This window comes from Tardiphaga sp. 841_E9_N1_2 (assembly GCF_051811065.1).
Lineage (GTDB): Bacteria > Pseudomonadota > Alphaproteobacteria > Rhizobiales > Xanthobacteraceae > Tardiphaga > Tardiphaga robiniae.
The window spans coordinates 4694433-4719356 of record NZ_JBPWQC010000001.1 but is presented as its reverse complement, the minus strand read 5'-3'; the positions used below and the strand labels follow the sequence as shown (position 1 = coordinate 4719356).

The window sequence follows — 24924 nt, the reverse complement described above, 5'->3', positions numbered from 1 at the left end:
AAGCGTCGCGTCGTCAGATCCGGACTCAGTTCAAACGTCGGAGCAAAGCGGGCCGGTCGGCGACCCGTTTCACTTGCCGCTGTGTTTATGCCCGGATGAACAAGGCGGCTCGCCTGGGTGCCTATCGTCGGACTCAATTGCCGGGAGAAGGCAGGACGGCGACACGCCCGAGTAATGCAACCAGCTCCGCCTGCCGCCGTGTCTGTGTCTTGACGAACAGGGAGGCCAGATGTGAGCGGATCGTCGTCCGGCTCAGCCGTCGGGCGCGAGCAATATCAAGCAAATTATGGCCGCGCGCCAATTCGACTGCAAGCTGGGTTTCCGCGGCTGTGAAGCCGAACAAACACCGGAGCGCCTGGGGCGTCGGCTCCGGATGAGCGTCGAGATCGAGCAGAATGATGGTGCTGGTTTCATCCGTCCAAACATTGACCATCTGGCTTACAAGGCTGGTGACGCCCTCCTTGAAGGAAGTCGCGAGCCATGATGTCGAGCCAACGGGAATTTGGGCTCCCGCGCGGTTCACCAGCTGCTTGACGGCCCTGTAGAGCGTTTCAGGGCTGGTGGTGAGGTTGCATTCGCGTTCCAATATCGCACGTCCGATTGCACTCACGTCAAGCACACAGCCACGCTTGAGCAGAACTTGCCCGCAGCCAATACGCGCCAAAACCGCGTGTAGGACGTCACGTTGCTCGCCAAGGTCGGGCTTCTTGCCTGGGTCAGCGTCTGGCCGGATAGCGGGAGCACGATTCGAAATGTTGAAGATGGATTCCCTGCAGGGATGAAGCGATGCAATTGCGCCGGGCAATGTGGCACTCTGGTTCAAATTCAACATGTCGTCATTCCCTTCGCTACTACTTCAATCGAATGACAAGGATTGATCGGAGGGAAAGCATTCCAATTTCGACGAGCCATGTAAATGTTCAAATTGAGGTAACCCGACTGCACATTTGGCTGAGGCAGTCTACTATTCGTGGGGCCCCTAGCGGTCTGAATGACATGGAGGAAATGTCGGCTGGAAAAGCGATGCGCGCCTCAGCGCGCAGTTTTGTGCAGGCGTCCGGCCAGAGGTCGTAAGCGCGGTATCCTTTGTGGGTACCCCCGCTTGTGCCAATGGCTCAGTTAGATGCGCTGGCTACTCCCGAAGGGCGCAGCGCAACTTCGACCACATCTCCCGGCTCTACATCGAAATCAACTGATGCGACGATCCTGTTCCACTGCTGGCCGACCTTTCGTGCGATCGTTACCTCTGCTCGGAGATCGCTGGTTCCGACAGGTAGTGCTCCCGCACCGCCGACAGGCTGCAATTTTTGACTCAACGCCTGCAATTTAACCCGCAAGTCCGCCATGCGAACGGTTGAATCCTTCAACTCGCGCAACAGATTGATGGTTCGTAGATTGGCGACCCGCTCGATCTGGCGCACGAAGTCGTCGCGCTGACGTTGCAGCCGCATAACTTCGACCATCGTCTGAAGACGCCTTGTCGACGACAACAGAAGAGCGCGTCGGCTTTCCGTAACACGGGGGCTTGGCAAGGATCCTGCACCAAACAACTTGGCTACCCGATCCAGCTCATCCTCATCGGCCTGAACACCCTTTTCCTCACCGTCCTGCTGCTTCCTGAGGGTTACGAGCTGAGCCTCCGATTGTTTGACCGCATCCTCCAGAAAGCTTCGTTCCTTACGATAGTCGATTTGCGCGGTCTTTAGCGACGCCGACTCGGATTGCATGAGCGACTCGATGACGGAGACCGGCAAAGATACTTCGCTGGGTATCTTCTGATCGAAGCTGTCATTGCCCTGGAGTTCCGCATTGGTGCGGATCACGTGGATATACTCTTTGATGTACTCGGTCGACAAAGATTGGTAATCGCGCAACAGATCCGCCGGATCGATAGCACCGACCTGACCGCGAGAACGCAACAGGCTAAAGCCACCGGCGACTGCAACGGCTTGGCGTACAGTCATGGACGCGCGATACACCAGCTGGCCGGGCGTGAGAACGTCGCCTGTGACGTAGATCGGTCGATATTCCACGACGCTCGTGATCACGTCCCCAGGCTTGATGACGAGCGCCTGCTCTCGCCCATCCGGTGAGCGCTGACGCAGAATCCTGGACTGCAGCAGCGTCTCCATGCGAGTCTGAAGTTCCGACGGGGTCAGACCTGCAACCGGCACCGTACCGACCCCGGGAAGAGCAATGGTGCCGTCAATCTGGATCTGAGCTCTATTGCGCTGTTCAGGCGCTCCACCGACCGATACCTCGACAGTATCGCCAGGCGCGAGGCTGTATTGAGCTCCAAGGCAACCGTCGCTGCCTGCCAAGACAACGATCCCTGCCCAGACGCTGATGGGGACATAGCTAAAAGTCTTACTGCGCCTGCTGCCCTTCATGACGATCTCCTTGCGCTAAGTCGTTTCCGCTGTCTCGATCAGCCCAGTCGATGCGGGAAACAAAATCAAATACCGGCCCGCCTCGTTGCCCCCAGTTGCTCGACCAGATGACTTGCGATCCATCAGGAGAAGGTGAGCCATGCGTTTCGCTCCAATAGTCATACGGAGCATTGCGCGTATGCGCGATACGTCGAAACTCGCCGCTGCCATCGATTTTAAGTGCGATAACTTCCTGAGCGAACGGTGCCACTTTCTTGCCGCCGGCGGGAGCGAGCGCGGCGCCGGCATAACTCATGAAGACCCAGCCGGGACGGCGTATCGCTCGCATCGATGCATGCTGAGCTTCTCCATAGGGAGCGAGCGCCGTGACCTGTCCGTCTTGGAGTCTCCGTTTGATGACCTGATACTTGTCGGGCGCCGACTTACTGATGCCGACATAAACTTCATCACCGCCGGCATCGACGGTCATGTCGCCGTGGCCGGGCCGGTGATGCTCTGTCCAGCTCTGCAGGAGATCACCCTCAATGCTGAAGACAAATGCTTGATCTGTGAAGTCAATGAGAGACTGCTGGCAGAATATGTACTTGCCCAGCGGCGAGATTCCGCAATAGCTGTTTTTGCCGGGAATTCGCGCCAGCTCAATATCAGGAAATTTCCGGCGATCCGAAAGATCCATCGCAAATGCGACAAGCGTGCCCTGCTGGCCGATGGCGCGCACCACGATACGGTTACCGTCCCATGAGGGATTTCCCTTGTAAGGGCCGAATTGAAGCTCCCGATATACTTCCGTCTCAAGAATTACATCTTCGGCGTTGCTTCGCGGCGCCCATCGCGAAATGCGACGCCCGGCGACACAAATCATGAGCTCTGGATCTTGCGGATGCCATTCGCATTCACCCCCGCGCTGTCGCCGGAACAGTGGAGCATAGGTGTGCCCATCAAGAAAGCACAGGCCATTGCATCCGTTGACAATCAAAAGCAGGCTCTGGTCGGCGTTCCACGCCTGCGCACTCGAATAGCGATGGGTGCAATAGGAACGCTTGCAAACCATGCCGTTTCCCATCGGACTTTCAGGCGTGGTCACACGAACCAAGGTCGTACCGAGGGACGCATCGACGACTGGCGCGAGATAGCCAGGCAAATCCATGGCGGGCGCCGGGAGGAATTGAGCGTTTGCGAGCGATTCCGTTGAGGCGGGTCTTGAGGAAGCGAGCAAGACAAGGGCGCCACAGCACAGGAGAGCTCGGGCATAACCCAGCCGGGCCATCATGTGATGAAATCCCTCTGCCGCCGGACTTGCTTTCCCGAAAGGCGATGACGCCACCAGTCAACTGTCCGTTCCAACCCTTCCCGCAGCGTGACCTGCGGTGACCATCCCGTTGCATGGACGAAACGGGTGCAATCAGCGAGCAACGCTCGCACTTCCGAATTTGTCGGTCGCAGACGCTTCTCATCCTGAAGCACAGGCTTTTCGCTGGAAGTAAGATCGACGATGACATCAATCAGGTCGCGGATCATGATCGCCCGCTGACTACCTGCGTTATATGGCTGGCCGTATTCGATGCCCTCGGCCAGTCCGGCAGCCATGAACGCGGCCGCGGTATCTGCAACGAATGTAAGGTCACGTACGGTTGTTGCATCTCCGATCATGATCGCGGGGCAGGAAGGATCTAACGCTTGCCGTATGATGGCAGCGATGATCGCCCTTTCGCTCTGTCGTGGCCCAAACGTATTGAATGGCCTGAGGATGACGACTGGTACGCCGAACGACTTCGCAAAAGCCCCTGCCATCATGTCCGCGGCTATTTTGGAAGCGGAATACGGCGATTGTCCCTGCAGCGGGTGAGTTTCATCGATCGGCATTGTTATGGCTGTGCCGTAGACCTCGCTGGTCGACGTGTGAATGACCCGCTCGGTGCCGCACTGCCGCGCGGCCTCGAGCACATTCAAGGTGCCGAGCACGTTTGTTTCGACATAGGATTGCGCAGCGACGTAGGAATAGGGGATCGCGATCAGTGCCGCGAGATGAAAGACGATTTCGTGGCCGGGTACGAGACGACCGACGAAAGCCGCATCGCGGATGTCGCCGCGAACCAGGTTGACTTTCTTTCGGGTCGAATCCGGAAGGTCGTCCAGCCAACCATGGCTGTCGAAGGAATTGTACTGGGCAAGAGCGGTAACGTTGGCCCCTGCCGAAACAAGCGCTTCGGTCAGGTGCGAGCCAATGAAACCGTCGGCTCCCGTAACGAGAATTCTGGCACCAAGGTAATTCATGGCCGTCAATGTCCGGTTTGTTGTTTAGATTCTCTCGATTGATTCTTCCGCGTGTATTCGGTCCACGATCCCACCGCGATTGCCCAGGCCGCACGAACAATCCAGCCGAGATCAGAAGCCAGTGTTCGGCGCGGGAAATAAGCGAGATCGATTTTCGCCTTGGTCGGGAACAGAACTTGTCGATAGAAATCCACAGCCGCAACGTCAGCGGGATAGAGCTTGCTTTCATGTCGAAACATGACCTGGCACGGACCAACAAGACCGGGCTTGTGGTCGAGAAGCTTCTCGAAGCCACCGTGAAAGCAGTCGAAGAATGCGAGCGATTCAGGCCGCGGTCCCACGAGCGCCATGTCGCCGCGCAAAACGTTCCAGAGTTGCGGTAACTCGTCCAGCTTGCTCGCGGCAAGGATGCGGCCAATCCTAGTCAGGCGGCCGTCTCCCTCCATTGTGAGCGGACATCCATACCGGTCGCAATCCGGCCTGAACTTGCGAAATTTGTACATACGGAATGGTCGTCCATTTTGCCCGAGACGAAATTGCGAGAACAAAATCGGCCTTCCGCCTTCGATCCAGATAGCAAGTGCTACGATCAGGAAGAGAGGAGCGAGAGTCGCTGTCGCGGCACCGGCAAACAAAATGTCAAGGGCGCGCCGCAAGCCCACCTGCGTAGCAGGAGTTGACGCCAGGAGCTGGTTCGCTGCCCCGCGCATGGCTAAGCGATTGCCCCTAATGGAAACTCTGTGCCAAGTGCGGCGGCAAGGGAATTCACTACCTGTTCCACGTCGGCCGGGTTCATCCGGGGGTGCAGCGGCAGCGTGAGCTCCCGTTGGGCAAACTCCTCGGTGCGCGGCAAGAATGTATCGGGATAGAGTTCTCTGTAGAATGTCAGGTGGTGGACGGCGGGATAGTGAATCGTAGTCTGTATGCCGCGCTTGCGTAGCCGATCGATCACGGGCTGCCTATCGGTTGCCGTCGGCAGGACGACCGGCATCAGATGGTGCGCCGATGGCCAAGGATTCGCGAAGGGTATCATCACCGCCGGGCAATGCTCCGCCATCAACTGACGATAGCACAGTGACAGGCGTCGCCTGGTGTCATTCCATTCCGGAAGTTTCTTGAGTTGGGCAAGGCCAACGGCAGCGCGCAAATCGTCCATACGATAGTTGAATCCGAGGATCGTGACATCGTAGTCGGGACGACGACTGGTGAGGCGCTGTCGCGTGCTGCTTGTCATGCCATGAGACCGTGCTCGCTTGATGGTTTCCCTCAAAGCGCGGCTGCGGGCGATAATGGCGCCGCCCTCGGCGGTCGTCATGTTCTTGTTGCCGTAAAAGCTGAATGCTGCCGCCTCGCCATAGGTCCCCACTGCGGGCAGTCCGGGCGCATGAGCTGCATCCTCGATCAGGAGCAGGCCCTTGCGACGAGCGAAAGACTGCCAAGTGTCGCGATGCGCGAGGTAACCGGCGAAATGGACGAGAATAATCGCTTTTGTTCTCGATGTGCATTTGGCTTCAGCATCATCCAGCGACATCAACGGAATCTCGGCCGAATCGATATCGACGAAGACGGGGCGCGCTCCCACATAGAGAACGCTATTGGCCGTGGCGACGAAGGTCAGCGATGGAACGAGAACTTCGTCGCCCGGCCCAATGCCGAGCGCGTGCAGGATGAGGTGGAGGGCTGCCGTGCACGAGCCGACGGCGATCGAATCCTCGGCCTCATGAAGATGAGCGAACGCTTGTTCGAATTCCCGGACCCGGTCTCCCATCGTAACCCAGCCGCTCTCGATGACAGAGGCTAGGGCTGTTTGCTCGTCCGGACCCAGGACTGGCTCTGATACCAATAGCATGTGTTCATCTCCAATCCCGGATTCGGCGATACGTTTGAGATTGCACGAGCAGCAGCCGTGACATGCAGCGTCTTCGTCAGGCCGCGACGGTTGCCACGAATGCCGGGGGCGACTGCTCGTCCCATGCAATATCCTGAGCCTTGAGGAAGTCGTCCACCCGCCCGATATCGAGCCACATGCCGTTGTGCTTGAATACGTTCACGGGTATTTCCTCTTCCAGCATCTGGGCCATCAGATCGTCGAAGCCGAATGGAACACCTGACGGAATGCGGTCCAGCACCGAGGGATCCATGCAGTAGATGCCCATACTCACGAGATGCGACAGTTCGGGCTTCTCGCGGAATCCGGTGACGCAACCGCCCGTCTCGTCGATCACGCCAAAGTCCATCTTGGTAGGACGTGTGGCGGTGGCGATGGTGAGGGGACCTTGATGTCGGCGATGACAGCTCACGAACTGACTGAGATTCAGGTCCGTGAGGACATCGCCGTTGAGGACCAGAAACGGCGTGTCGAGTTGTTCTCGCAGAAGTGACAGCGGGCCCATCGTTCCAAGCGGTTCCACTTCCTGCGTGTAAACGATCTGCATGTTCCACTGATTGCCGTCGCCGCAAACACTGCGAATAAGGTGGCCCAGATATCCAGTCGTGATGAAGACTTCTCTGATGCCATTTCGCCTGAGCCATTTGAGCAGGAGCTCGAGGACGGGCCGCGATCCGATCGGCATAAGCGGTTTCGGCAAGATGGATGTATGCGGACGCAAGCGCATTCCCTTTCCGCCGCATTGAATGACAGCCTTCATATTATCCTCCTGTGTTGCTGAAGCGCGCAATCGTTCATCATATCAACGCGACAGCCCGACCTGGTGCTGATGGCCAAACCGGAATGCCATTGACGAGAAAACTAGACGCTGACTATCCGCGCGTCTTCGTGCGTTTGCATGAGATGTCGGAATGATAGTTGGATTGCACGCGAGCACTGTATTGCAGCGGCAAAGCTGCAGCTCGCAGTGGTGCATGATGGGACGAGACAGACCGAACCGGACTTCGGCTGCATCGCTGGCGCGCGATATCGCGAGGCCCGATTGACATCGCTACGCTTGGAATGACGACAACAGCGCAACGAGCCGGCTTTTCAGAAAGCCTGTTAGAAACTGACGCCCGGCATCCCTCACGCGCGCGAGCGACATCGCACTAACCGTTGCCCAAGATCGGTGGAGTGATTTATTGAAGCGCGTCGCAAGAACACGCGCGATCGTCAGCGCCTCACGTATCCATGTTCGATCGTTCACCGGCGCGAGCGCCACGCTCCGACGACCACCGGTCGGCGCGACTTGCTCGCCTACGCCAACAATCGCTGACTATTTGCCGACTCGTGCCGCGCCACAGATCTTTCCGTTGATGCCCTTACGGATCAGACCGTCGATGCGCGAGACCTCAATATGATTTGGCTCGTGGTTGATCACACCCAGTGGCACTGGCGTCTCGTTTTTCTTGATCTCGGAGATCATCGCAACGGGATTTGAAAGCCGACCATTCGAATCGCCAGCTAAAGGCGGAGAGTTGCTGTTTGCCGGTTCTGCCAGTGATCCGTTGTTCATCCCCCAAATCGCTGCCTGTGTCCGATTCTGGACACGGAGCTTGCGAAGGATCGCCTTGACGTGGACTTTTACAGTTGCTTCGGCGATATGGATCGTCCGCGCGATGCTTTTGTTGGAGGCGCCTTCAATCAGGCAGTGCAAAATTGATTTTTCCCGCGGAGAAAGCTGCGGCGTGGTCATATCTTCTGTAGCGATAAGAATCGCCTGCGTCTTGTTTTGGTCACGCGACCCCGTCTCGCCTGGGTGACTGCCTTCGGGAGCAAGAACAGATGATAGAAATGCTGGAGGAAAGATCGTTTCACCCATCATTATCAGTTCGATGGACTTTATGAATACATCGCAGGTCATAACGTTGACAAAGTAGCCGTTGGCACCTGCCCGAAACGCAGAAGCCAGTTCGTCCATTCGATAATGATCGGCCACGATCGCAATGCGCCCGCCCGGATGGTAGTCCCTGAAAAGTTCGATTTGTTCAATCGCGGCGTCAAAATCATCGCCGGTGTGAGCAATAAGAAGCAGAGGCTGGTGTGCTTGCGGTTGACCCGGGAGCAAATCATCCACGCTTGATACTGAGGCTAGGATACGAAAATTTGCTGAGCGTAAAATCCTGGCAAGACCTTCTCTGAGTAAAGTATTTTTCCCAACGAGAATTGTAAAAAAAGATTGTTGCCTCCGCATCGCGACCCTCCCAACCATACGCAACTGATTTAAAAAAAACTGAGCGCTTGAAATTCAGCTCATTCTTGGTGATCTGTCGGCGGTTAAGCCCCGCTTCTTCGGCAGAAATTTTGGCATTGGAATATTTTCAGTCGGCAAGAAACTCTGTCTTTTTAGAAGCATTTCGTCGTCGAATTGAAGACGCCTCCCTTCTCGTTTGCGACGATTTTATGAATGTTAGATGCGAATTCTCGATCTCCCTATATACCTTTAGTTATAGGCGATGGGCCGGTACTGAGGGATGTCGTTCATAATAGTAAACGGGGGATTCACCGCAAACTTCGCAGAGGCAGTGCGTGCTTCGTCATACGGGACGTCTATCCTTGAGTGACAGTTTCAGATACGTCCACCCAAAGTTGTTACGTGTTTTCTTTGTTGCGTTGCGATGTAGCGTAACGAATTTGAGCCTCCAGAAAATTAGGCTAAGAAGGGAATATCCGGGGTCGCGTGGAGTTTAAGTTTTGGGGGGCTAGGCTGAGGACCGCCCATGCGTTGCACCAGTGTCGTGATCGCAGACCGCCATCCTGTGGTTCTGCAAGGTTTGACGAGCGTGCTTGAAGCGCAAAACGGCTTCAAGATTGTCGCGTGCTGCAGCACTGGCCCGAGCTGTATCGAAGCGATTCGAAATTTAACGCCGGACATCGCCATTATAGACATCGAAATGCCGGGCCTGACCGGGCTGGAAATCGTTGCCATCGCCAACTCCGAGGGGCTTTCAACGCGGATCGTCTTTTTCACCGCTGTCGTTGAAGATCGCCAACTGGCTTTATCGGCCGCTGCTGGCGCCTACGGTGTCATCCTGAAGGACATGCCGCTCGAAACCCTGGTGCAGTCCCTGCGTGAGATCGCGACTGGCCAAAGGCTATTGCCGCTTCCCGCGGTCAATCACGTTATACCTTCCGAACAGAAGAGTATCGCGATCACGGAGAGTGTTCTGGCGGTGCTGACAGAGCGCGAGCGTCAGATCATGCGCCTGGTCTCTGAAGGGTTGTCGAACAAGGAAATTGGGCGGCGGCTGAATATTGCTGACGGCACCATCAAGCAACATCTCCATCACATCTATCAGAAGCTTGAAATCAACAACCGGACAGTGCTTGCGGCGCTTGCCATATCGCACAACGAACGTGGGGGCTTTCTAGAGGATCGGGCTCTGTCGATTCATTGTGATTGAGCGTCCGCAGTCGCGCACTGACCCGTATGCCGCTTGCAGGCTGATGCAGGCGCTGATCGGCAGACCTAGTCGACCACATCCATCATACCTCCAGCGCGGAGGTCGAAAGGACCCCGATGCGCGGCTTCACCACCCTGCGCGACATCGGTGGGCCTTCTTCAGAAAATCGCTGGGGAACCTGCATTGCCAGTCGCGCGGCGCCATGCCCCCGGCGGCAGTCCGGTTGCGGCGGAAAAGACGCGGGTGAAGTCGCTTTGATCGGCAACGCCACAAGCCAGCGCGACATCGGCCAACGGCGTATCGGTCTTCATCAGAGGATCTCGGGCCTGCTCGACGCGCTGGGACAGGATCCACTGGCCGGGCAACGAAGCCACCACGCAGGATGGCCCGGGAAGAAACCATGGTCTTGTCTGTAAGTCATCGGCATTGAACGATCGGCCACCACGCGGCGTTCCGAACGCTTCTCCGCGGCCTGACTTGCACCCCTCTGCTATGCTTCGGAAACTATATCGATGCATGCAGCCGTGCATATCGATGCGTCGACGTAGGCGCATGAGATCGTGACCACCGTCGAACTTGTTGCCGCCATCAGGAGCGAAGCAAGATAGGCTTGGGCCTGTCGTCGTCCTTGCCGTGTCGATGGCCGAGCCGACGCTGAAATAATACGGTACGACCTCTCCCAGACAGCGGTCGAGATAGATCATCTTCGGCGCGTCCGGCCATGCGAGCGATACGGTGCAGCCGCTCGCGGTCGCCAACCGCTGTAACTGCTCGTGGACAACGGGCAGAACTCTCATATTGCTCAGTAGCGAAAAAACCAGCGTCAGAATGCGCGGACGGAACTGATATTTGCCACCGACGGGTTCGCAATCGAGGTAATCCGCGGCCACCAAAGCTCGGGTCAGCCGGGACACGATCGACTTCGAAGGTACTCGACGATATTTCCAAGACAAATCTCGGAGAAGCCTATCGAACGCGCTTGTATCGACCGATTGCACCGAGACGGGACAATCCCATAGGGCGGAGCCCTCGCGGTCGTTGCGTGGACGCACTACGAGGCCCGCCATGAAATGTTAGATTCCAATCATGGTTCTACGCGGAATACTCGTACGGCAAGCCGCCCCTTGGCAGCACAGACCCACGATCATTCGCGTGATAACTCACGGTGAGCCAAAATGCGGCAGCACCTAACGAGGCAGCGGCACCGCTGCCAGAGGCCTCTCGTCTACTGCAACTTTCTGAGTGCTTGGCCGATCTGATTGCGCTAGCCAGGCTAGGCGCGTCTCAATACCGTCGCAGACGGATTTCGCCGGCTCAAACTAAGCCGGTTCGACCTTGAACAGACAATGATCGTGAGCGCCTTCAGCCTCGCAATAGACCTCCTGCGCCCGCAACCTGACCTCACGACCGGCACTTGCGGCAACATATTCGAGCGAGCCTTCGAGCCAAGACGCAAACATGTAACACACCTTGCGGCCACTGTTGCGGCGCTCGCCATCAACCATTGCCGAATTGCGCAAGCGCACTGTCGCCGTCCCTATTTCCGGCGACACGTCGAGCACATCAAATTGGCCCCATCCGCGCTGCGTGATGCGGCGCATATAGTGACGGAATACATCGACGCCGGACATGCCGTGGAATTCGGCTTCCTTCTCGCACCAGTAATAGGCCGAGCGATGGCCGGCCGGTCGCAGAATGCGCTCGAGTTCCTCAGCGCCCACTGCCGCCTCGATGGCAAAGTGGTTGTTCATGTAAAAATGCTGCGGCACCAGAATCATATTGGTCGCGTCGACCGACCAACGCCCGGTCTGGTCATCGACATTGATGTCAACCTGCGGCTTCCCCATCTCAGGCCCCCCAGACAGTCTTCAGGAGATTGACCCAGTTCTTGCCAATGACGGCCTCGATGCGTGAGGCTTTCCAGCCGCGCTTTTCCATGGCGGCGGTAAGGTTCGGCCATTCGCCTATGGTCTTGATGCCTTCGGGATTGATGACGTCGCCGAAATTGGTGAGGCGGCGGCCATATCCCTTGTCATGGGTAATCCAGTCGAAGAATTCCTGACCATAGCCCTGCGTGAAGTCGGTGCCGATGCCGACGCTGTTTTCGCCGCAGATATCGATGACGTATTCTATTGCCTCGACATAGTCGTCCACAGTCGATGCCGGACCGCGCTTCAGGAAAGGCGGGAACATGGTGACGCCCACAAAGCCGCCGTGATCGACGATGAAGCGCAGCTGCTCGTCGGACTTGTTGCGCGGATGCTCCTTCAAGCCGGCTGGCAGGCAGTGCGAATAAGCAACCGGCTGCTTGGAGGCGCGGATGACGTCTTCGCTGGTCTTCGATCCGACATGCGACAGGTCGCAGAGGATGCCGAGGCGGTTCATCTCGGCGACGACCTCGCGGCCGAAGTCGGACAGGCCACCGTCCTTGGACTCGTAGCAGCCGGTGCCGACCAGGTTCTGCGTGTTATAGGCCAACTGGATGATGCCGACGCCGAGCTCCTTGAACAGGCCGAGATAGCCGATCTGATCCTCGATACCGGTGACGTTCTGCCAGCCCAGGATGATGCCGATCTTGCCTTCCTCTTTGGCCTTCAGGATGTCAGCGGTGGTGTAAACTTGCCTGAGGATGTCGTCGTTGTCTGCGAACCAGCGCTTCCACTTGACCACGTTGCGCATGGTGGCCTCGAAGCCTTCCCAGACGCAGCAGGTACAGTTGGCGGCGGTCAATCCGCCCTTGCGCATGTCCTCGAAGACCGGACGCCCGAAGTCCGAGATGATCAATCCATCGACGACGATGGCGTTTTCATGAATGGTTGAGGACATGACGTTTCCTTTCAGATGATAGTCTGACTTTTCGTTATGATGCGGCAGCCATATCAGCTAGCGCGACGTTCTTTCTGATCAGTGCGCTCCACCGAAGTAGGCGCTTTGGACTTCCTCGTTCTTTGCCAGCATCTCGGAGTCGCCCTGGACGATGATCTTGCCTTGCGACAGCACATAGCCGTAATGGGCGATGGCGAGGGTCTGGTTGACGTTCTGCTCGACCAGGAGGACGGTCACACCGGTTTCGTTGAGCCGGCGGACGATGTTGAAGTTCTCCTGCACGAACAGTGGAGACAGGCCCAGCGATGGCTCGTCGATGATCAGAAGCTTGGGATCCGTCATCATTCCGCGGCCGATCGACACCATCGCCTGCTCACCGCCGGACATGGTGCCGGCAAGCTGCTTGGCGCGCTCTTTCAGGCGAGGAAACACCTCATACACCTTGCCAAGGCGCGCTTTGACCGTCTTCTCTGCATTGACGAGATAGGCTCCGACCCGAAGATTTTCTTCGACCGTCATCTTCGCGAAAATCCGGCGCCCTTCGGGAATGCACGCAATCCCGAGACCGACGATCTCATGGGTTGCCATCTGGTCGAGCGTCTTGCCTTCGAAAGCGATCGAGCCGGCGCGCGGCGGCGTCAGTCGCAGGATTGAGCGGATCAGCGTCGACTTGCCGGCACCATTGGAACCGAGGATACAGGTGATCTTGCCCGGCTGCACGTCGATGGAAATGCCGGACAGCACGTCGGCCCGATCATAGGCGGTGAAGATGTTCTCTACTGTGAGATGACCGCTCATGCTTGCCCCAGATAGGCTTCGCGGACCACAGGATCAGCCGCGACATCACGGAATTTGCCTTCGCAGATCTTCTTGCCGTAGTTCAGCACGACACAGCGATCGGTGACGCGTTCGATCAAGCCCATCTCGTGCTCAACAATGATGATCGTGAGCCCGCCAAGCGATTTGCGGATGCCGAGAATTTCATCCACCACCTGATCCGTCTCGTCATGGGTCATGCCGGCAGACGGTTCATCGAGCAGCACAAGCTTTGGCTTGCCGATCAACGCGCGGCAGATCTCAACCCTGCGCCGATCGATCATGCCGAGCGAGATCGCCGGATCGAACAGCTTGTCCGGCAGCGCGGGATTGAAGACATGTAGCAGCTCGCGGGCTTCATCCGCGATTTTCTGCGCTTCCGCGGCGAATGATTTCCGCTGCACGATATTGTGCCAAAGGCCATTGTTCAGCGTTCGCTGCGCACCCAGCGCAATATTGTCGAACACCGACAGCGACAGGCATAGGCGCGATCGCTGGAATGTGCGCGACAGGCCATAAGACGAGATGTTGTGAGCCTTCTCGCGGGTGATGTCGATGTTACCCAGCAAGATCTTGCCTGCACTTGCGGAATAGACACCGCTGATCACATTGAGAAACGTGGTCTTACCCGAGCCGTTCGGCCCGATCAGTCCGAGCACTTCGCCATTGCGGACGTCGATGCTCAGCTCATTAAGTGCGAACAGGCCGCCGAAACGGACCGTCAAGCCGCGGCTCTCGAGCAGCACGTCGTTGGACAAGCTCGTCATGCGCTTGCCTCCGTATGCAGTTTCCGGACCCGGCGCGCCACGAGGCCGTCTGGGCGCATGGTCAGGATCGCGATGACCAGAACGGCATAGAAGATAAGCCGGTATTCCTGGATAAACTGAAGCTTTTCGGGCAGCAGGACGACGATCAGTGCCGCCGGCAGCACGCCCCAGCGATTGCCTATGCCGCCCAGGATCACGATGGACACCATCACTAGCGAGTCGCCGAATGTGAAATTCGCGGGCGCGATGAACCCAGTCATTTTCGCATAGACCGCCCCCATCAGGCCGGCCAGGAAGTTGCCGATCGTGAATGCCAGCACTTTCCAGTAAGCTATCTTTAGTCCGAAAACGGATGCTGCGGTCTCATCGAGGCGCACCACATCGAACCAGACACCGACCCACGAGCGGTCCAGCAGTCCGACAAAGATCATCGCCAGCGCCGTCAGAATACCGGTCAGGATCACGTAGTTCACATAGGACGACAGCACGAGGCCGAAGATATGGATGTCATTGGTGAAGTCCCAGCCAAACAGATTGATGCCGGGAAGCTTCAGGCCTTGCGGACCGCCAAAGAAGTCATTCGCATCGAGAAAGACATTAAACATCACGCCGAACGCCATGGTCGTCAGCGCGCCGTAGTGTCCGCGGGTGCGCAGCACCGGGAGGATGAGCAGCGAGCCGATGAAGACCGCGACCAAGCCGCCGCAGACCAAAACCAGCGCATCGGGCAGACCGCCCTGCCGTCCTAGCATCGCTGCGGTATATCCGCCGGTGCCGGCGAAAGCTGCGGCTGCAAAGTTAGTCAGGCCAGCATAGCCCATCTGCACAGTGAGGCCGAGGCAGATCGTCGCGTAGATCAGCACCGTCGCCAGCATCAGCAGACCGAAATTGTCGTCGCGCAGCACGAAGATGACAGCGAGCGAGGCCACCATGATCAGGCCACGCAGCAGCCAGGGATTTTCCGAAGCGGCGACTTCCATCGCGGCGACGCCTCCGAACCGAGCGGCGCAGAAGCAGACCGCAGCCGTAATCGCCAATGCGGCACCGAGCAATTTCTGGTTTTCGATCAGGACCAGCGCAGTGAGCGCCACTGCAGCGAAGGCCACAGCGACAAAAAGCGGCCACACCGGCACCCGTGCAAGCGTCCGAGAGGTCGGCGTCATACCCGCTCACTCCCGCGTTCGGCGAGAAGCCCGGTCGGCCTCCAGGTGATGAGGACGATGATCAGCACGAAAGCAAACACGTTCTTGTAGTCGCTCATCGAAGGCATCGCGGCGACGACGAAAGTCTGCAGCCCCGCGAACAGATAGCCGCCGATGATCGCGCCCCAGATATTGCCGAGACCGCCCACGATCGCAGCCGTGAAGCCGATCACGGCCAGCAGCAGGCCCATGCTATAATTGATCTCGCTGTAATACAGCGCATAGATCATGCCGGCGAAGCCTGCGGTGATGGAGCCCAATGCAAAGGTCAGCGGGATGATGCGACCGAAATTGATCCCCATCACACGTGCCGTTTCGGTATCTTCGGCCACCGCCCGCATCGCGAGGCCGAATTTGGAGTGGTTGATAATCCAGTAAACGGCGCCGATCGAGGCGGCGCCGGCAATGATCAGAATAATCGCGTCGGTGCGAAAGAACGACGGACCGATATTGAAACCACCGGCCGGCAGCAATTCCGGAAAGCGCTGCGGATTGGTGCCGTTCGGAAAGAACAGCCGGATGGCTTCACGGATGGCCGTACCGACCATCATCGTCATCAGCAGCATATTAAGCGGCGGCGCATTGCGCAGCGGCATGATGAGAAAATGCGAGATGCCGGCACCGACCACCGCGGTCAGTGCCATTGCCACGCACAGCGCGACAATGAACTGCAGCGGCACCGACAGTCCCAGCGCGTTCGCCGCCCAGACGGCGACGAGGCCTCCGAAGGCGCCGAGCGTGAGCACGTCCCCGTGCGAGAACTTGATCACGTTCATGACGCCGAAGAAGATGGTGAACCCCATGGCGACGAGGCCATAGATCGTTCCTTGCATCAAGCCGTTCAGCAGGTGTTGACCGATCATACCCATGGGATGTCCCGACGATCCGCGCCTACTGCAGGTTCTTGAGTTTGCGCTTGCCGGACACGTATTCGCTTTCTTCCCAGACCACCCACTTGCCGTCCTGGACGACATAACTCGTGGTCAGCGGCGTGATGTTCTGGCCATGGTCGTCGAAGGTGATCGGACCGACGATGGACGGACGGTCCTTCACATCGCCAAGGTCGGCGGTGACCTTGGCGCGATCCGGCCCGACCTTCTCGATGGTCTCCATGACCAGACGGGTGGCGACATAGGCGAACGGTCCGTAAGCTTCCGGCGGTTCGGAATAGCCGGCAGCCTTGTAGGCATCCGAGAACATCTTGCCGCCCGGCATCTTGGACAGCGGCGGGCTGTCGAAGAAGGTCAGCGTGCCTTCGGCGAGCTCCGGACCGGCGGCGTTGACGAAGGCGTCGCCCATGATGCCGGAATTGCCCTCCAACTGCGCGTTGATGCCGAACTTGGCCATCTGCGTGCGAAGGCGCGCACCAAGCGGCGTCAGGCCACCGAAATAAATGACCTCCGGATTGAGCTCCTTGATCTTGGTCAGCTCAGCCGACAGATCCTGCTGATCCGGCGGGACCGAGAAGCTGCCCAGGATCTCATTACCGTTCTCGAGCGTGAACTGGGTGAAGTACTTGTTCATCGACTTGCCGTAGTCCGTGGAATCGGCGAAGGACACGAACTTCTTGTAGCCGCGCGCCTTCATGAACTGTGCGCCAATGCGGTTCTGGCCGATCAGGATGCCGCTGACGCGGTGCACTTCCGGATATTTCTTGGCATAGGTAATTTCGGGCAGCACTGCCGCCCACACGACCATCGGCATCTTGAAGCGATTGAAGATATCGACGGTGGCAATCGCGGTAGCGGAACAGTAATGCGGGATCGCGGCAATGATCGAACGATCGGACGCGATCTTGGTGACGACCTGCACGCCCACGTTGGGCTTGCATTCGTCGTCAAGCACGACGAGCTCGTACTCATATTTGGTGTTGGGCTCGGCATTCATCAGCTTCACGGCCAGTTCGGCCGAGTTGCGTCCGCCAATACCGTGAGGCGAAATAGCGCCGGTCAGCGGACCCACGAAAGCAATCTTCACCTTGTCCTTGGCGAAGGCCGCGCTGAAGCTGCCAAAGGCCAGTGGCAACACGCTCGCAACGGCAAATGCGGCCAAACCACGCTTGCTAATCGTCCCCATCGCTGATCCTTCCAGGTTGATCCAGCCTGCAACGCTAGTGGTCCGCGAATGCGGCAGATAGGATGCACGCGCGCTGTTGCTTGTAGAATTGCGTCATAACTACCGAATATCGACTGCCTGTTCTTGGTTCGCGCGCCGACTGCTCGTCGGACTATTTTGCGTAGCAAACACAATGATTTCCGCTGCGCTGCAAAATTCATCGCGAAGATCAAATCTTGGCCTGTCGATGCTTTTCAAACGAGCATTCGTCGTCGCATTGCGGGCGCTAGAACACCACCGTTCTGCGTCCATTCAAAAGGACACGACGCTCGAGATGAAGCCGCACGGCGCGCGCCAGCACTCGCGACTCGATGTCGCGCCCAACGGCGACGAGATCGTCCGAGGACGACGCGTGCGTCACCCGTTCGGTCTCCTGTTCGATGATCGGGCCCTCACATAGCGCGACGCCAAAAACGCCTCAGTCGCGGTGGCGACGACTGACGCATAGTCGATCGTCTGTCCTATATCGTCCGAACTGGCCGCATCGGAGAGATCGACCTGCAGATCGATATCGATCACAAAGCGCTGCCCTAGTTGCGCCTCGTGATCCAGCAGGCCGTGGCGCGCGTGAACATTCAGCCCTTGGATGAATATCCTGTCCGCCTGCCCCTCTCCCACACGCTCCATCAAGCCGCCTGATCAGGACCGATAGATCGGGAACGACGCAACCAGCTCGGCGACGCGGCCACGTGCTTTTGCCTCGACCTCCGGCGCTCCCTGGTCTGGCGCGCCGGAATTCGCATCCAGGACGGTGGCAATGAGCTTGCCGACTTCTTCGAATTCACCGACGCCAAAACCGCGCGACGTCGCGGCCGGCGAGCCGAGCCGGATGCCCGACGTGATGGTCGGCTTCTCCGGATCGAACGGGATACCGTTCTTGTTGCAGGTGATGTTCGCCCGCCCGAGCGCCGCCTCGGCGAGCTTGCCGTTCAGGTTCTTTGGCCGGACATCGACCAGCATCAGGTGATTGTCGGTGCCACCGGTGACGATCGGATAGCCGGCCTTTGAGAGCGTGTCCGCCAACGCGCGCGCATTGGCGACGACGTCAGCCGCATATTGACGGAACGAGGGTTGCAGCGCTTCGCCGAACGACACGGCCTTGGCGGCGATGACATGCATCAGCGGCCCGCCCTGCAGTCCGGGAAAAATCGCCGAATTGATCTTCTTGGCGATGTCCTCGTCATTGGTCAGGATCAATCCGCCGCGCGGTCCGCGTAGCGTCTTGTGGGTGGTCGAGGTCACCACATGCGCATGCGGGAACGGCGACGGATGGGCGCCGCCGGCCACAAGACCAGCGAAATGCGCCATATCAACGAACAGATAGGCCCCGACCACATCCGCGATGCGGCGGAACGCGGCAAAATCCCAGAACCGCGAATAGGCCGAGCCACCGGCGACGATCAACTTCGGCTTGTGCTCCACTGCCAGCTTCTCGAGCTGCTCCATGTCGATGGTGCAGTCGTCGCGGCGAACGCCATAGCTGACGACGTTGAACCACTTGCCCGACATGTTCGGCTTGGCGCCATGGGTGAGATGACCGCCTGCCGCAAGATCGAGGCCCATGAAAGTGTCGCCGGGCTTCATCAGCGCCATGAAGACGGCCTGATTGGCCTGGCTCCCGGAATTCGGCTGCACATTGGCATAGCCGCAGCCGAACAACGTCTTGGCGCGCTCGATCGCCACCTCCTCGACTTCGTCGGCGAAGCGACAGCCGCCATAGTAGCGCCGGCCGGGATAGCCTTCGGCATATTTGTTGGTCAGCACCGAGCCCTGCGCCTGCAGCACTGCACGCGATACGATGTTCTCAGATGCGATCAGTTCGATCTCGTCACGCTGCCTGCCGAGTTCTCCGGCCAGCGACGATGAGATGGTTGGGTCTGCTTGGGCGAGATCGGTCGTGAAGAATGCCTCGCGTTCGGCTTGGGTCATGGTCTTCCCTCAACATTCTGCCAGATTGACAGCGAGACCTCCCAGTGAAGTCTCCTTGTATTTCGATTGCATGTCGCGCCCGGTCTCGCGCATCGTCGCGATCACCTTGTCGAGCGGCACCACATGGGTGCCGTCGCCCTGCAACGCGAGCGACGCCGCATTGATCGCCTTCACGGCACCAAAGGCGTTGCGCTCGATGCATGGCACCTGCACCAACCCACCGATCGGATCGCAGGTCATGCCAAGGTGATGCTCCATGCCGATCTCGGCAGCGTTCTCGATCTGCTCATTGGTGCCGCCGAGCACCGCCGCGAGCCCCGCCGCCGCCATCGAACAGGCCGAGCCGACCTCGCCCTGGCAGCCGACTTCCGCGCCGGAGATCGACGCATTCATTTTGAACAGCGCGCCGATAGCGGCGGCAGTCAGCAGGAACACGCGCATGTTTTCAGGTGACGCCTCGCGGCAATGGTCGCGGAAATAGCGAAGCGTGGCCGGGATGATGCCCGCCGCGCCGTTGGTCGGTGCCGTCACCACCTTACTGCCGGCCGCATTCTCTTCGTTGACCGCGATCGCATACAGGCTGACCCAATCCATCACCTCATGCTGGGTGCGGCTGTTCGAACTTGCAGCGGCGACAAGGCGCCGATGCAGTGAGGGCGCGCGGCGCTTGACGTTCAGTCCGCCCGGCAGCTGCCCCTCTTTGGTCATGCCGCGATCGATGCAGTCCATCATCACCTGGATAATGCGATCGAGCCGCTGCTCGATCTCGTCCGCCGGGAGCGACGACATCTCGTTGGCCATGACAATCTGCGCAATCGACAGACCGGTTTTCGCACCGATCTCGAGCAACTGCTTGCCCGACCTGAAAGGATGCGGGACGGGAACGTCCTCGACAATGCCGACGACGCCGACCTGCGCTTCCGGAACGACAAAGCCGCCGCCGACGGAGCACCAGCGTTCACCGTGAAGGACATGACCAGCCGCATCAAAGGCGGAGAGCGCCAGCGTATTCGGATGGTTTGGCGGCTCGGTCACACCGTCGAAGATGATGTCATTGGCGAAGTCGAACGGGACATTGCGCCGCTCGGCCACCCGCAGCGTGCCCGCCGCGCGGGCGCCATCGACCAGCGTCTCCGCCTCTTCCGGATCGATCGTTTCGGGAAACTTGCCGGCAAGACCGAGAACGACCGCCTTGTCGGTGCCATGACCGCGACCGGTCCAGGCCAGCGAGCCGAACAGCTCGACCTTCACGCGCGCGAGATCCTTCAACAGACCGCGCTCCGCAAGCTGGCTGGCAAACAGCGCCGCGGCCTTCATCGGTCCCATCGTATGCGATGACGACGGCCCGATGCCTATCTTGAAGAGATCGAACGTTCCAATCATCGCGCGGTCTCCAGGGCGCAGCCGGGCTGCTAGGACAGGCTTCGCGCTTCGTCGAGGAATTGCCAGACATAGGGCGCAAACGAACGCCATACATCCACGTGGAACACGTGCTCTTCAGAACGTGACAGCAGAAGTGATGCCTTGCCCAGCACCGTGCGCGTGCACATCCCGACCGGGAACGCCTTGAGGGACAGATCCAGCGGGCAGCCATGGTTGAGCACCAGCGCCGCCGTTGGACCTGCAACCGCGATGCCATCCGAACGATGGCTGACATCCACCAGCGAGCAGGCCTGCTCCTGCAGCGCTGCCGACATCCCGCCAAATACCTCGATCGGATTCTCGTTCACCGCCTGTAACAGCCATTCGTCCGGCCCCAACCAATAGACCGACCGGCCGCCGACAGCCGCGAAGCGGCAGGCCTCAAGGCTCGGTTTGACGCCAAAATGCGCCCCGGCAGCTTCGATCGCCTCGGTCTTGCCGCGAAATACCAACTTCGCCGCATCGGGAAGAATCGAGAGCGTCGTCGCGAACGCAGCAGTGGTGCCGGATGACTGCATTGGGGACAACGCGCTCGAACGCATGATCGCAGGACTAAGCATTCAAACGTTCCCCCTTCGGATCGAACAATATCGAGTCGACGACTTTCGCCTTGATCACGCCATCCGGCATCGGGATCGAGAGCTCCTCACCCATCCGCGAGCGACCGCCGCGAACGAGTGCCAGCGCGATCGAACGGTTCAGCGTCGCGCTCCAGTAGGAGGAGGTGACATGTCCAATCATCGGCACCGGGATCGGATGGGTCGGATCGAGCACGATCTGGGCGCCCTCTTCGAGAACCACCTTGGGGTCCGTCGTCAGCAACCCGACCAGTTGCTTGCGATCTTCCCTGACCAGCGCCGGCCGCGACAGCGAGCGCTTGCCGACGAAATCCCGTTTTGCCTTGCCGACAGCCCAGCCGAGGCCGGCGTCATCGGGCGTCACCGTGCCGTCGGTTTCCTGACCGACAATGATGTAGCCCTTCTCCGCGCGCAGCACATGCATGGTCTCGGTGCCGTAGGGCGTGATCCCGCAGGGCTTGCCCGCCGCGAAAATCGCTTCCCAGACGGCCCGGCCATAGCCGGCGGGAACGTTGACCTCGAAGCCCAGTTCGCCGGTGAACGACACGCGGAACAGCCGCGTCGGCACGCCGCAGATACGTCCTTCGCGGACGCTCATATGCGGCATGGCATCGGCCGACAGATCGATGCCCTCGACCAGCGGCTCCAGCACCTTGCGCGCATTCGGTCCCTGCAAGGCAATGACCGACCACTGCTCGGTGGTCGAGGTGAGCCACACTTCGAGATCCGGCCATTCGGTCTGGAGGTAGTCCTCCATCATGGACAGCACGCGGGCCGCGCCGCCGGTCGTCGTGGTAACGTGGAAACGATCCGTCGCCATGCGGCCGACGACGCCGTCATCCATGATGAAGCCGTCTTCGCGCAGCATCACGCCATAGCGCAGCCGACCGGGCTCCAGCTTGGTCCATGCATTGGTGTACATGCGATTCATGAATTCGGCAGCGTCCTTGCCGACGATCTCAATCTTGCCAAGCGTTGAGGCATCGAAGATGCCGACCGACTCGCGCGTCGCCTTGCATTCGCGCGCGACGGCGGCATGCATGTCCTCGCCCACCTGCGGGAAATACCAGGCGCGCTTCCAGACACCGACATCCTCGAACTGTGCGCCCTGCGCTTCAGCCCATGGATGAATGCTGGTCTTGCGTACGGGATCGAACAGATCACCACGCGATTGGCCGGCAAAGGATCCGAAAGTCGTCGGCGTATAAGGCGGCCGGAACGTGGTCAGGCCGACCTTCGGCACAGCGACGTCGATCTGCTTCGAGACGACGCCGAGGGCGTTCATGTTGGACAGCTTGCCCTGGTCGGTGGCCATGCCGGTGGTCGTATAGCGCTTGACGTGCTCGATCGATCGGAACCCTTCGCGGGTCGCGAGCCGGACATCCTTGGCCGTCACGTCGTTCTGGAAATCGACCCAGGCCCGCTTTTCCGCCTGATGATCGGTCATCACGGAGCCGATGAACGCATCGGCACCCACCGACTGCGCGGAGACCGCATAGCTGCGCTCGCCGTGCGGGGGGAAGCCGGCCTTGGCCGCAGCGTCCCGACCACCCTTGGCGCCGCTTTCGATGACGCTTTCGAGCGCGAACAGTCCCTTGCACGCCCCGACCGACCGCTCACGCTCGACAGACTCGCCAGGCACATAGGCCCGCAGCTCTTCGCTGTAGCTGAGCTTGCCGCGGCTCTGCGAGAACAGATGCACCGACGGCGTGAACCCGCCGGACATCAGGATAAGATCGCAAGCCACCGTCTCGGCATCGCCGCCTTGCGCGTTGGAGATCTGCGCCGACTTTACCCGCAGCCAGCCCGACGTGCCGCGAACGATGCTGTCAGAGCGAACCTTGATGCCTTCGGCGCGTGCCTTGTCGACCCAATGGCCCGACGCGCTCTTGCGCAGATCCACGATCACCTGGATCCTGGCGCCGGCTGCCTTGAGGTCCAGAGCCGCGCGATAGGCGCTGTCGCAGGCGGTGAACACGACCACCTGCTTGCCCGGCACCACGCCATACCGATTCACATAGGTCCGGGCAGCATCGGCCAGCATGATGCCCGGCCGGTCATTGTCGGTGAAGACGAGCGGCCGCTCGATTGCGCCAGCCGCCAGCACGACTTCCTTTGCCCTGACCTGCCAGAGCCGCTCACGCGGCTGGTTCGTCGCGGGATTGCTGAGATGATCGGTGACGCGCTCGTTGAGACCGACAAAATTGTGCGGGTACCAGCCAAACGCCGTCGTACGCGACATCAGCTTCACATTGGGGCGCTTACGCAATTCATCGAGCGCCGCGCGCGTCCATTCGGCGGCCTGCATGCCGTCGATCGATGCCGAACGATCGGACAGCAGCGAGCCGCCCATCTCTGCCTGCTCGTCGCACAGGATCACCGTGGCATCGCTGTTGCTGGCTTCGAGCGCTGCGGCAAGACCCGCAGGTCCGGCGCCGACGATCAGCACGTCGCAATGCGCAAACACCTGCGTATAGCGATCGGCATCCGGCTCGGCTGGCGCTTTGCCGAGACCCGCCATCCGCCGGATTACCGGCTCATAGAGCTTCTTCCAGGCCGTGCGGGGCCACATGAAGGTCTTGTAGTAGAAGCCCGCCGGCAGGAAGGCCGAGAAATATTCGTTGAGAAAGCCGGCATCAGTCTCGAGCGACGGCCAGCGATTCTGGCTTTCGGCCACCAGCCCATCATAGATCTCGACCTGGGTCGCGAGCAGGTTCGGCGTATAGCGCGACTGGGTCGCACCGACACCGACCAGCGCATTCGGCTCTTCTGAGCCCGCCGAGACGAAGCCGCGCGGCCGGTGATACTTGAACGAACGGCCGACCAGATGCACGCCATTGGCGATCAACGCGGAGGCCAGCGTGTCCCCGGCAAGACCCTGATACGACTTTCCGTCGAACGTGAAATGAACTGCGTTGCGACTTTCAGCGCCGTCGCCGCACCGCACGCGATACGTATCCCTCATGGCTTGGCACCCTGATGTTCGGCTTCGGGGCGCTCGCCCATGCGATAGGTGCGCTTGATGACGTCCGTGCTCGTGTCGCGGCTGGCATTGAAGAAACGGCCACAGCCATTGGCGTGCCGCCAACGCTCGTGATGCAACCCCTTGGTGTTGTCACGCATATAGAGATAGGCGGCCCACTCGTCGTCAGTGAGGCTCATCGGGTCGGCCGGGCGGGCGATATGCGCCTGCCCGCCATTGGCGAATTCGGCCTCCGGGCGCGGCCCGCAATAGGGGCAATTGATCAAGAGCATCTCGTTTTCCCCGCTA

Annotated in this window: 23 protein-coding genes and 1 pseudogene; 1 reads left to right on the top strand and 23 read right to left on the bottom strand. The window is 59.4% G+C overall.

Features of this window, described 5'->3' with window-relative positions; genetic code table 11:
• Positions 1 to 133 precede the first annotated feature (133 nt).
• The 8 genes from AB8A50_RS22715 to AB8A50_RS22680 all read right to left on the bottom strand — a co-directional run bounded on the left by AB8A50_RS22715 (position 134) and on the right by AB8A50_RS22680 (position 8788).
• On the bottom strand, positions 134 to 832 hold the full coding sequence (locus AB8A50_RS22715) for a helix-turn-helix transcriptional regulator (RefSeq protein WP_439078962.1): 699 nt from the start codon (positions 830 to 832) through the stop codon (positions 134 to 136).
• 283 nt (positions 833 to 1115) lie between these two features.
• The gene (locus AB8A50_RS22710) at positions 1116 to 2390 is read right to left on the bottom strand and encodes a polysaccharide biosynthesis/export family protein (protein ID WP_120287844.1); all 1275 of its coding nucleotides are present in this window, start codon (positions 2388 to 2390) and stop codon (positions 1116 to 1118) included.
• Positions 2368 to 3537, bottom strand: coding sequence for a hypothetical protein (locus AB8A50_RS22705; RefSeq protein ID WP_309941004.1), 1170 nt, complete (start codon positions 3535 to 3537; stop codon positions 2368 to 2370). Before AB8A50_RS22705 ends, AB8A50_RS22710 begins: the two co-directional genes overlap by 23 nt.
• A 119-nt stretch (positions 3538 to 3656) precedes the next feature.
• Complete coding sequence (locus AB8A50_RS22700) at positions 3657 to 4664, bottom strand: SDR family NAD(P)-dependent oxidoreductase (RefSeq protein WP_089266613.1); 1008 nt, start codon at positions 4662 to 4664, stop codon at positions 3657 to 3659.
• A 5-nt stretch (positions 4665 to 4669) separates the two neighbouring features.
• Positions 4670 to 5326 (bottom strand): sugar transferase, encoded by a 657-nt coding sequence (locus AB8A50_RS22695; protein WP_439080020.1) that lies wholly within the window; start codon positions 5324 to 5326, stop codon positions 4670 to 4672.
• 50 nt (positions 5327 to 5376) lie between these two features.
• The gene (locus tag AB8A50_RS22690; protein WP_089266610.1) at positions 5377 to 6513 is read right to left on the bottom strand and encodes a DegT/DnrJ/EryC1/StrS family aminotransferase; all 1137 of its coding nucleotides are present in this window, start codon (positions 6511 to 6513) and stop codon (positions 5377 to 5379) included.
• Positions 6514 to 6589: 76 nt separating this feature from the next.
• The gene (locus AB8A50_RS22685) at positions 6590 to 7312 is read right to left on the bottom strand and encodes a sugar phosphate nucleotidyltransferase (protein WP_089266608.1); all 723 of its coding nucleotides are present in this window, start codon (positions 7310 to 7312) and stop codon (positions 6590 to 6592) included.
• A gap of 558 nt (positions 7313 to 7870) precedes the next feature.
• On the bottom strand, positions 7871 to 8788 hold the full coding sequence (locus AB8A50_RS22680) for a LuxR C-terminal-related transcriptional regulator (RefSeq protein ID WP_439065560.1): 918 nt from the start codon (positions 8786 to 8788) through the stop codon (positions 7871 to 7873).
• A gap of 526 nt (positions 8789 to 9314) precedes the next feature.
• Between AB8A50_RS22680 and AB8A50_RS22675 the strand changes: the two genes are divergently transcribed.
• Positions 9315 to 9998 (top strand): LuxR C-terminal-related transcriptional regulator, encoded by a 684-nt coding sequence (locus AB8A50_RS22675; protein ID WP_439078961.1) that lies wholly within the window; start codon positions 9315 to 9317, stop codon positions 9996 to 9998.
• 158 nt (positions 9999 to 10156) lie between these two features.
• On the opposite strand, the gene AB8A50_RS22670 is transcribed toward AB8A50_RS22675, so the two are convergent.
• The 15 genes and pseudogenes from AB8A50_RS22670 to AB8A50_RS22600 all read right to left on the bottom strand — a co-directional run bounded on the left by AB8A50_RS22670 (position 10157) and on the right by AB8A50_RS22600 (position 24908).
• A complete protein-coding gene (locus tag AB8A50_RS22670) occupies positions 10157 to 10912 on the bottom strand; it encodes a helix-turn-helix domain-containing protein (protein WP_439078960.1) in 756 nt (251 codons plus the stop codon).
• A 405-nt stretch (positions 10913 to 11317) separates the two neighbouring features.
• Complete coding sequence (locus AB8A50_RS22665; RefSeq protein WP_439078959.1) at positions 11318 to 11845, bottom strand: DUF5943 domain-containing protein; 528 nt, start codon at positions 11843 to 11845, stop codon at positions 11318 to 11320.
• A gap of 1 nt (position 11846) precedes the next feature.
• Positions 11847 to 12824, bottom strand: a complete 978-nt coding sequence (locus AB8A50_RS22660) for a dipeptidase (RefSeq protein ID WP_439078958.1) — start codon at positions 12822 to 12824, stop codon at positions 11847 to 11849.
• Positions 12825 to 12902: 78 nt separating this feature from the next.
• Complete coding sequence (locus AB8A50_RS22655; RefSeq protein WP_089266582.1) at positions 12903 to 13622, bottom strand: ABC transporter ATP-binding protein; 720 nt, start codon at positions 13620 to 13622, stop codon at positions 12903 to 12905.
• Positions 13619 to 14407, bottom strand: a complete 789-nt coding sequence (locus AB8A50_RS22650) for an ABC transporter ATP-binding protein (RefSeq protein ID WP_439078957.1) — start codon at positions 14405 to 14407, stop codon at positions 13619 to 13621. The genes AB8A50_RS22655 and AB8A50_RS22650 overlap by 4 nt, the downstream gene beginning before the upstream one ends.
• Positions 14404 to 15570, bottom strand: a complete 1167-nt coding sequence (locus AB8A50_RS22645; RefSeq protein ID WP_439078956.1) for a branched-chain amino acid ABC transporter permease — start codon at positions 15568 to 15570, stop codon at positions 14404 to 14406. The genes AB8A50_RS22650 and AB8A50_RS22645 overlap by 4 nt, the downstream gene beginning before the upstream one ends.
• Complete coding sequence (locus tag AB8A50_RS22640; RefSeq protein ID WP_068737795.1) at positions 15567 to 16478, bottom strand: branched-chain amino acid ABC transporter permease; 912 nt, start codon at positions 16476 to 16478, stop codon at positions 15567 to 15569. The genes AB8A50_RS22645 and AB8A50_RS22640 overlap by 4 nt, the downstream gene beginning before the upstream one ends.
• A gap of 22 nt (positions 16479 to 16500) precedes the next feature.
• The gene (locus AB8A50_RS22635) at positions 16501 to 17685 is read right to left on the bottom strand and encodes a branched-chain amino acid ABC transporter substrate-binding protein (RefSeq protein WP_439078955.1); all 1185 of its coding nucleotides are present in this window, start codon (positions 17683 to 17685) and stop codon (positions 16501 to 16503) included.
• Positions 17686 to 17950: 265 nt separating this feature from the next.
• A pseudogene (locus tag AB8A50_RS22630) lies at positions 17951 to 18124 on the bottom strand (formyltetrahydrofolate deformylase); the annotation flags it as partial.
• Entirely contained in the window at positions 18082 to 18351 is a 270-nt protein-coding gene (locus AB8A50_RS22625) for a dihydroneopterin aldolase (RefSeq protein WP_439078954.1), read from the bottom strand. The pseudogene AB8A50_RS22630 and the gene AB8A50_RS22625, both read right to left, overlap by 43 nt.
• Positions 18352 to 18363: 12 nt before the next feature.
• Positions 18364 to 19653 carry a serine hydroxymethyltransferase gene (gene glyA, locus AB8A50_RS22620; RefSeq protein WP_439078953.1) on the bottom strand — a complete coding sequence of 430 codons (1290 nt, stop codon included), beginning with the start codon at positions 19651 to 19653 and terminating at the stop codon, positions 18364 to 18366.
• Positions 19654 to 19662: 9 nt separating this feature from the next.
• Positions 19663 to 21036 carry an L-serine ammonia-lyase gene (locus AB8A50_RS22615; protein WP_439078952.1) on the bottom strand — a complete coding sequence of 458 codons (1374 nt, stop codon included), beginning with the start codon at positions 21034 to 21036 and terminating at the stop codon, positions 19663 to 19665.
• Between the two features lie 29 nt (positions 21037 to 21065).
• Positions 21066 to 21635 carry a sarcosine oxidase subunit gamma gene (locus tag AB8A50_RS22610; protein ID WP_439078951.1) on the bottom strand — a complete coding sequence of 190 codons (570 nt, stop codon included), beginning with the start codon at positions 21633 to 21635 and terminating at the stop codon, positions 21066 to 21068.
• Positions 21628 to 24618: a sarcosine oxidase subunit alpha gene (locus AB8A50_RS22605; protein ID WP_439060366.1), complete on the bottom strand. Its 2991-nt coding sequence runs from the start codon at positions 24616 to 24618 to the stop codon at positions 21628 to 21630. The genes AB8A50_RS22610 and AB8A50_RS22605 overlap by 8 nt, the downstream gene beginning before the upstream one ends.
• Positions 24615 to 24908, bottom strand: coding sequence for a sarcosine oxidase subunit delta (locus AB8A50_RS22600; RefSeq protein WP_439060365.1), 294 nt, complete (start codon positions 24906 to 24908; stop codon positions 24615 to 24617). Before AB8A50_RS22600 ends, AB8A50_RS22605 begins: the two co-directional genes overlap by 4 nt.
• Between the last annotated feature and the right edge of the window lie 16 nt (positions 24909 to 24924).

What these genes read in the sequence shown, in the direction of transcription:
- AB8A50_RS22715 (WP_439078962.1), bottom strand. Translation starts at nt 832, where the DNA reads ATGTTGAATTTGAACCAGAGTGCCACATTGCCCGGCGCAATTGCATCG.
- AB8A50_RS22710 (WP_120287844.1), bottom strand. Translation starts at nt 2,390, where the DNA reads ATGAAGGGCAGCAGGCGCAGTAAGACTTTTAGCTATGTCCCCATCAGC.
- AB8A50_RS22705 (WP_309941004.1), bottom strand. Translation starts at nt 3,537, where the DNA reads ATGGATTTGCCTGGCTATCTCGCGCCAGTCGTCGATGCGTCCCTCGGT.
- AB8A50_RS22700 (WP_089266613.1), bottom strand. Translation starts at nt 4,664, where the DNA reads ATGAATTACCTTGGTGCCAGAATTCTCGTTACGGGAGCCGACGGTTTC.
- AB8A50_RS22690 (WP_089266610.1), bottom strand. Translation starts at nt 6,513, where the DNA reads ATGCTATTGGTATCAGAGCCAGTCCTGGGTCCGGACGAGCAAACAGCC.
- AB8A50_RS22685 (WP_089266608.1), bottom strand. Translation starts at nt 7,312, where the DNA reads ATGAAGGCTGTCATTCAATGCGGCGGAAAGGGAATGCGCTTGCGTCCG.
- AB8A50_RS22680 (WP_439065560.1), bottom strand. Translation starts at nt 8,788, where the DNA reads ATGCGGAGGCAACAATCTTTTTTTACAATTCTCGTTGGGAAAAATACT.
- AB8A50_RS22675 (WP_439078961.1), top strand. Translation starts at nt 9,315, where the DNA reads ATGCGTTGCACCAGTGTCGTGATCGCAGACCGCCATCCTGTGGTTCTG.
- AB8A50_RS22665 (WP_439078959.1), bottom strand. Translation starts at nt 11,845, where the DNA reads ATGGGGAAGCCGCAGGTTGACATCAATGTCGATGACCAGACCGGGCGT.
- AB8A50_RS22660 (WP_439078958.1), bottom strand. Translation starts at nt 12,824, where the DNA reads ATGTCCTCAACCATTCATGAAAACGCCATCGTCGTCGATGGATTGATC.
- AB8A50_RS22655 (WP_089266582.1), bottom strand. Translation starts at nt 13,622, where the DNA reads ATGAGCGGTCATCTCACAGTAGAGAACATCTTCACCGCCTATGATCGG.
- AB8A50_RS22650 (WP_439078957.1), bottom strand. Translation starts at nt 14,407, where the DNA reads ATGACGAGCTTGTCCAACGACGTGCTGCTCGAGAGCCGCGGCTTGACG.
- AB8A50_RS22645 (WP_439078956.1), bottom strand. Translation starts at nt 15,570, where the DNA reads ATGACGCCGACCTCTCGGACGCTTGCACGGGTGCCGGTGTGGCCGCTT.
- AB8A50_RS22640 (WP_068737795.1), bottom strand. Translation starts at nt 16,478, where the DNA reads ATGGGTATGATCGGTCAACACCTGCTGAACGGCTTGATGCAAGGAACG.
- AB8A50_RS22635 (WP_439078955.1), bottom strand. Translation starts at nt 17,685, where the DNA reads ATGGGGACGATTAGCAAGCGTGGTTTGGCCGCATTTGCCGTTGCGAGC.
- AB8A50_RS22625 (WP_439078954.1), bottom strand. Translation starts at nt 18,351, where the DNA reads ATGGAGCGTGTGGGAGAGGGGCAGGCGGACAGGATATTCATCCAAGGG.
- glyA (WP_439078953.1), bottom strand. Translation starts at nt 19,653, where the DNA reads ATGACCCAAGCCGAACGCGAGGCATTCTTCACGACCGATCTCGCCCAA.
- AB8A50_RS22615 (WP_439078952.1), bottom strand. Translation starts at nt 21,036, where the DNA reads ATGATTGGAACGTTCGATCTCTTCAAGATAGGCATCGGGCCGTCGTCA.
- AB8A50_RS22610 (WP_439078951.1), bottom strand. Translation starts at nt 21,635, where the DNA reads ATGCTTAGTCCTGCGATCATGCGTTCGAGCGCGTTGTCCCCAATGCAG.
- AB8A50_RS22605 (WP_439060366.1), bottom strand. Translation starts at nt 24,618, where the DNA reads ATGAGGGATACGTATCGCGTGCGGTGCGGCGACGGCGCTGAAAGTCGC.
- AB8A50_RS22600 (WP_439060365.1), bottom strand. Translation starts at nt 24,908, where the DNA reads ATGCTCTTGATCAATTGCCCCTATTGCGGGCCGCGCCCGGAGGCCGAA.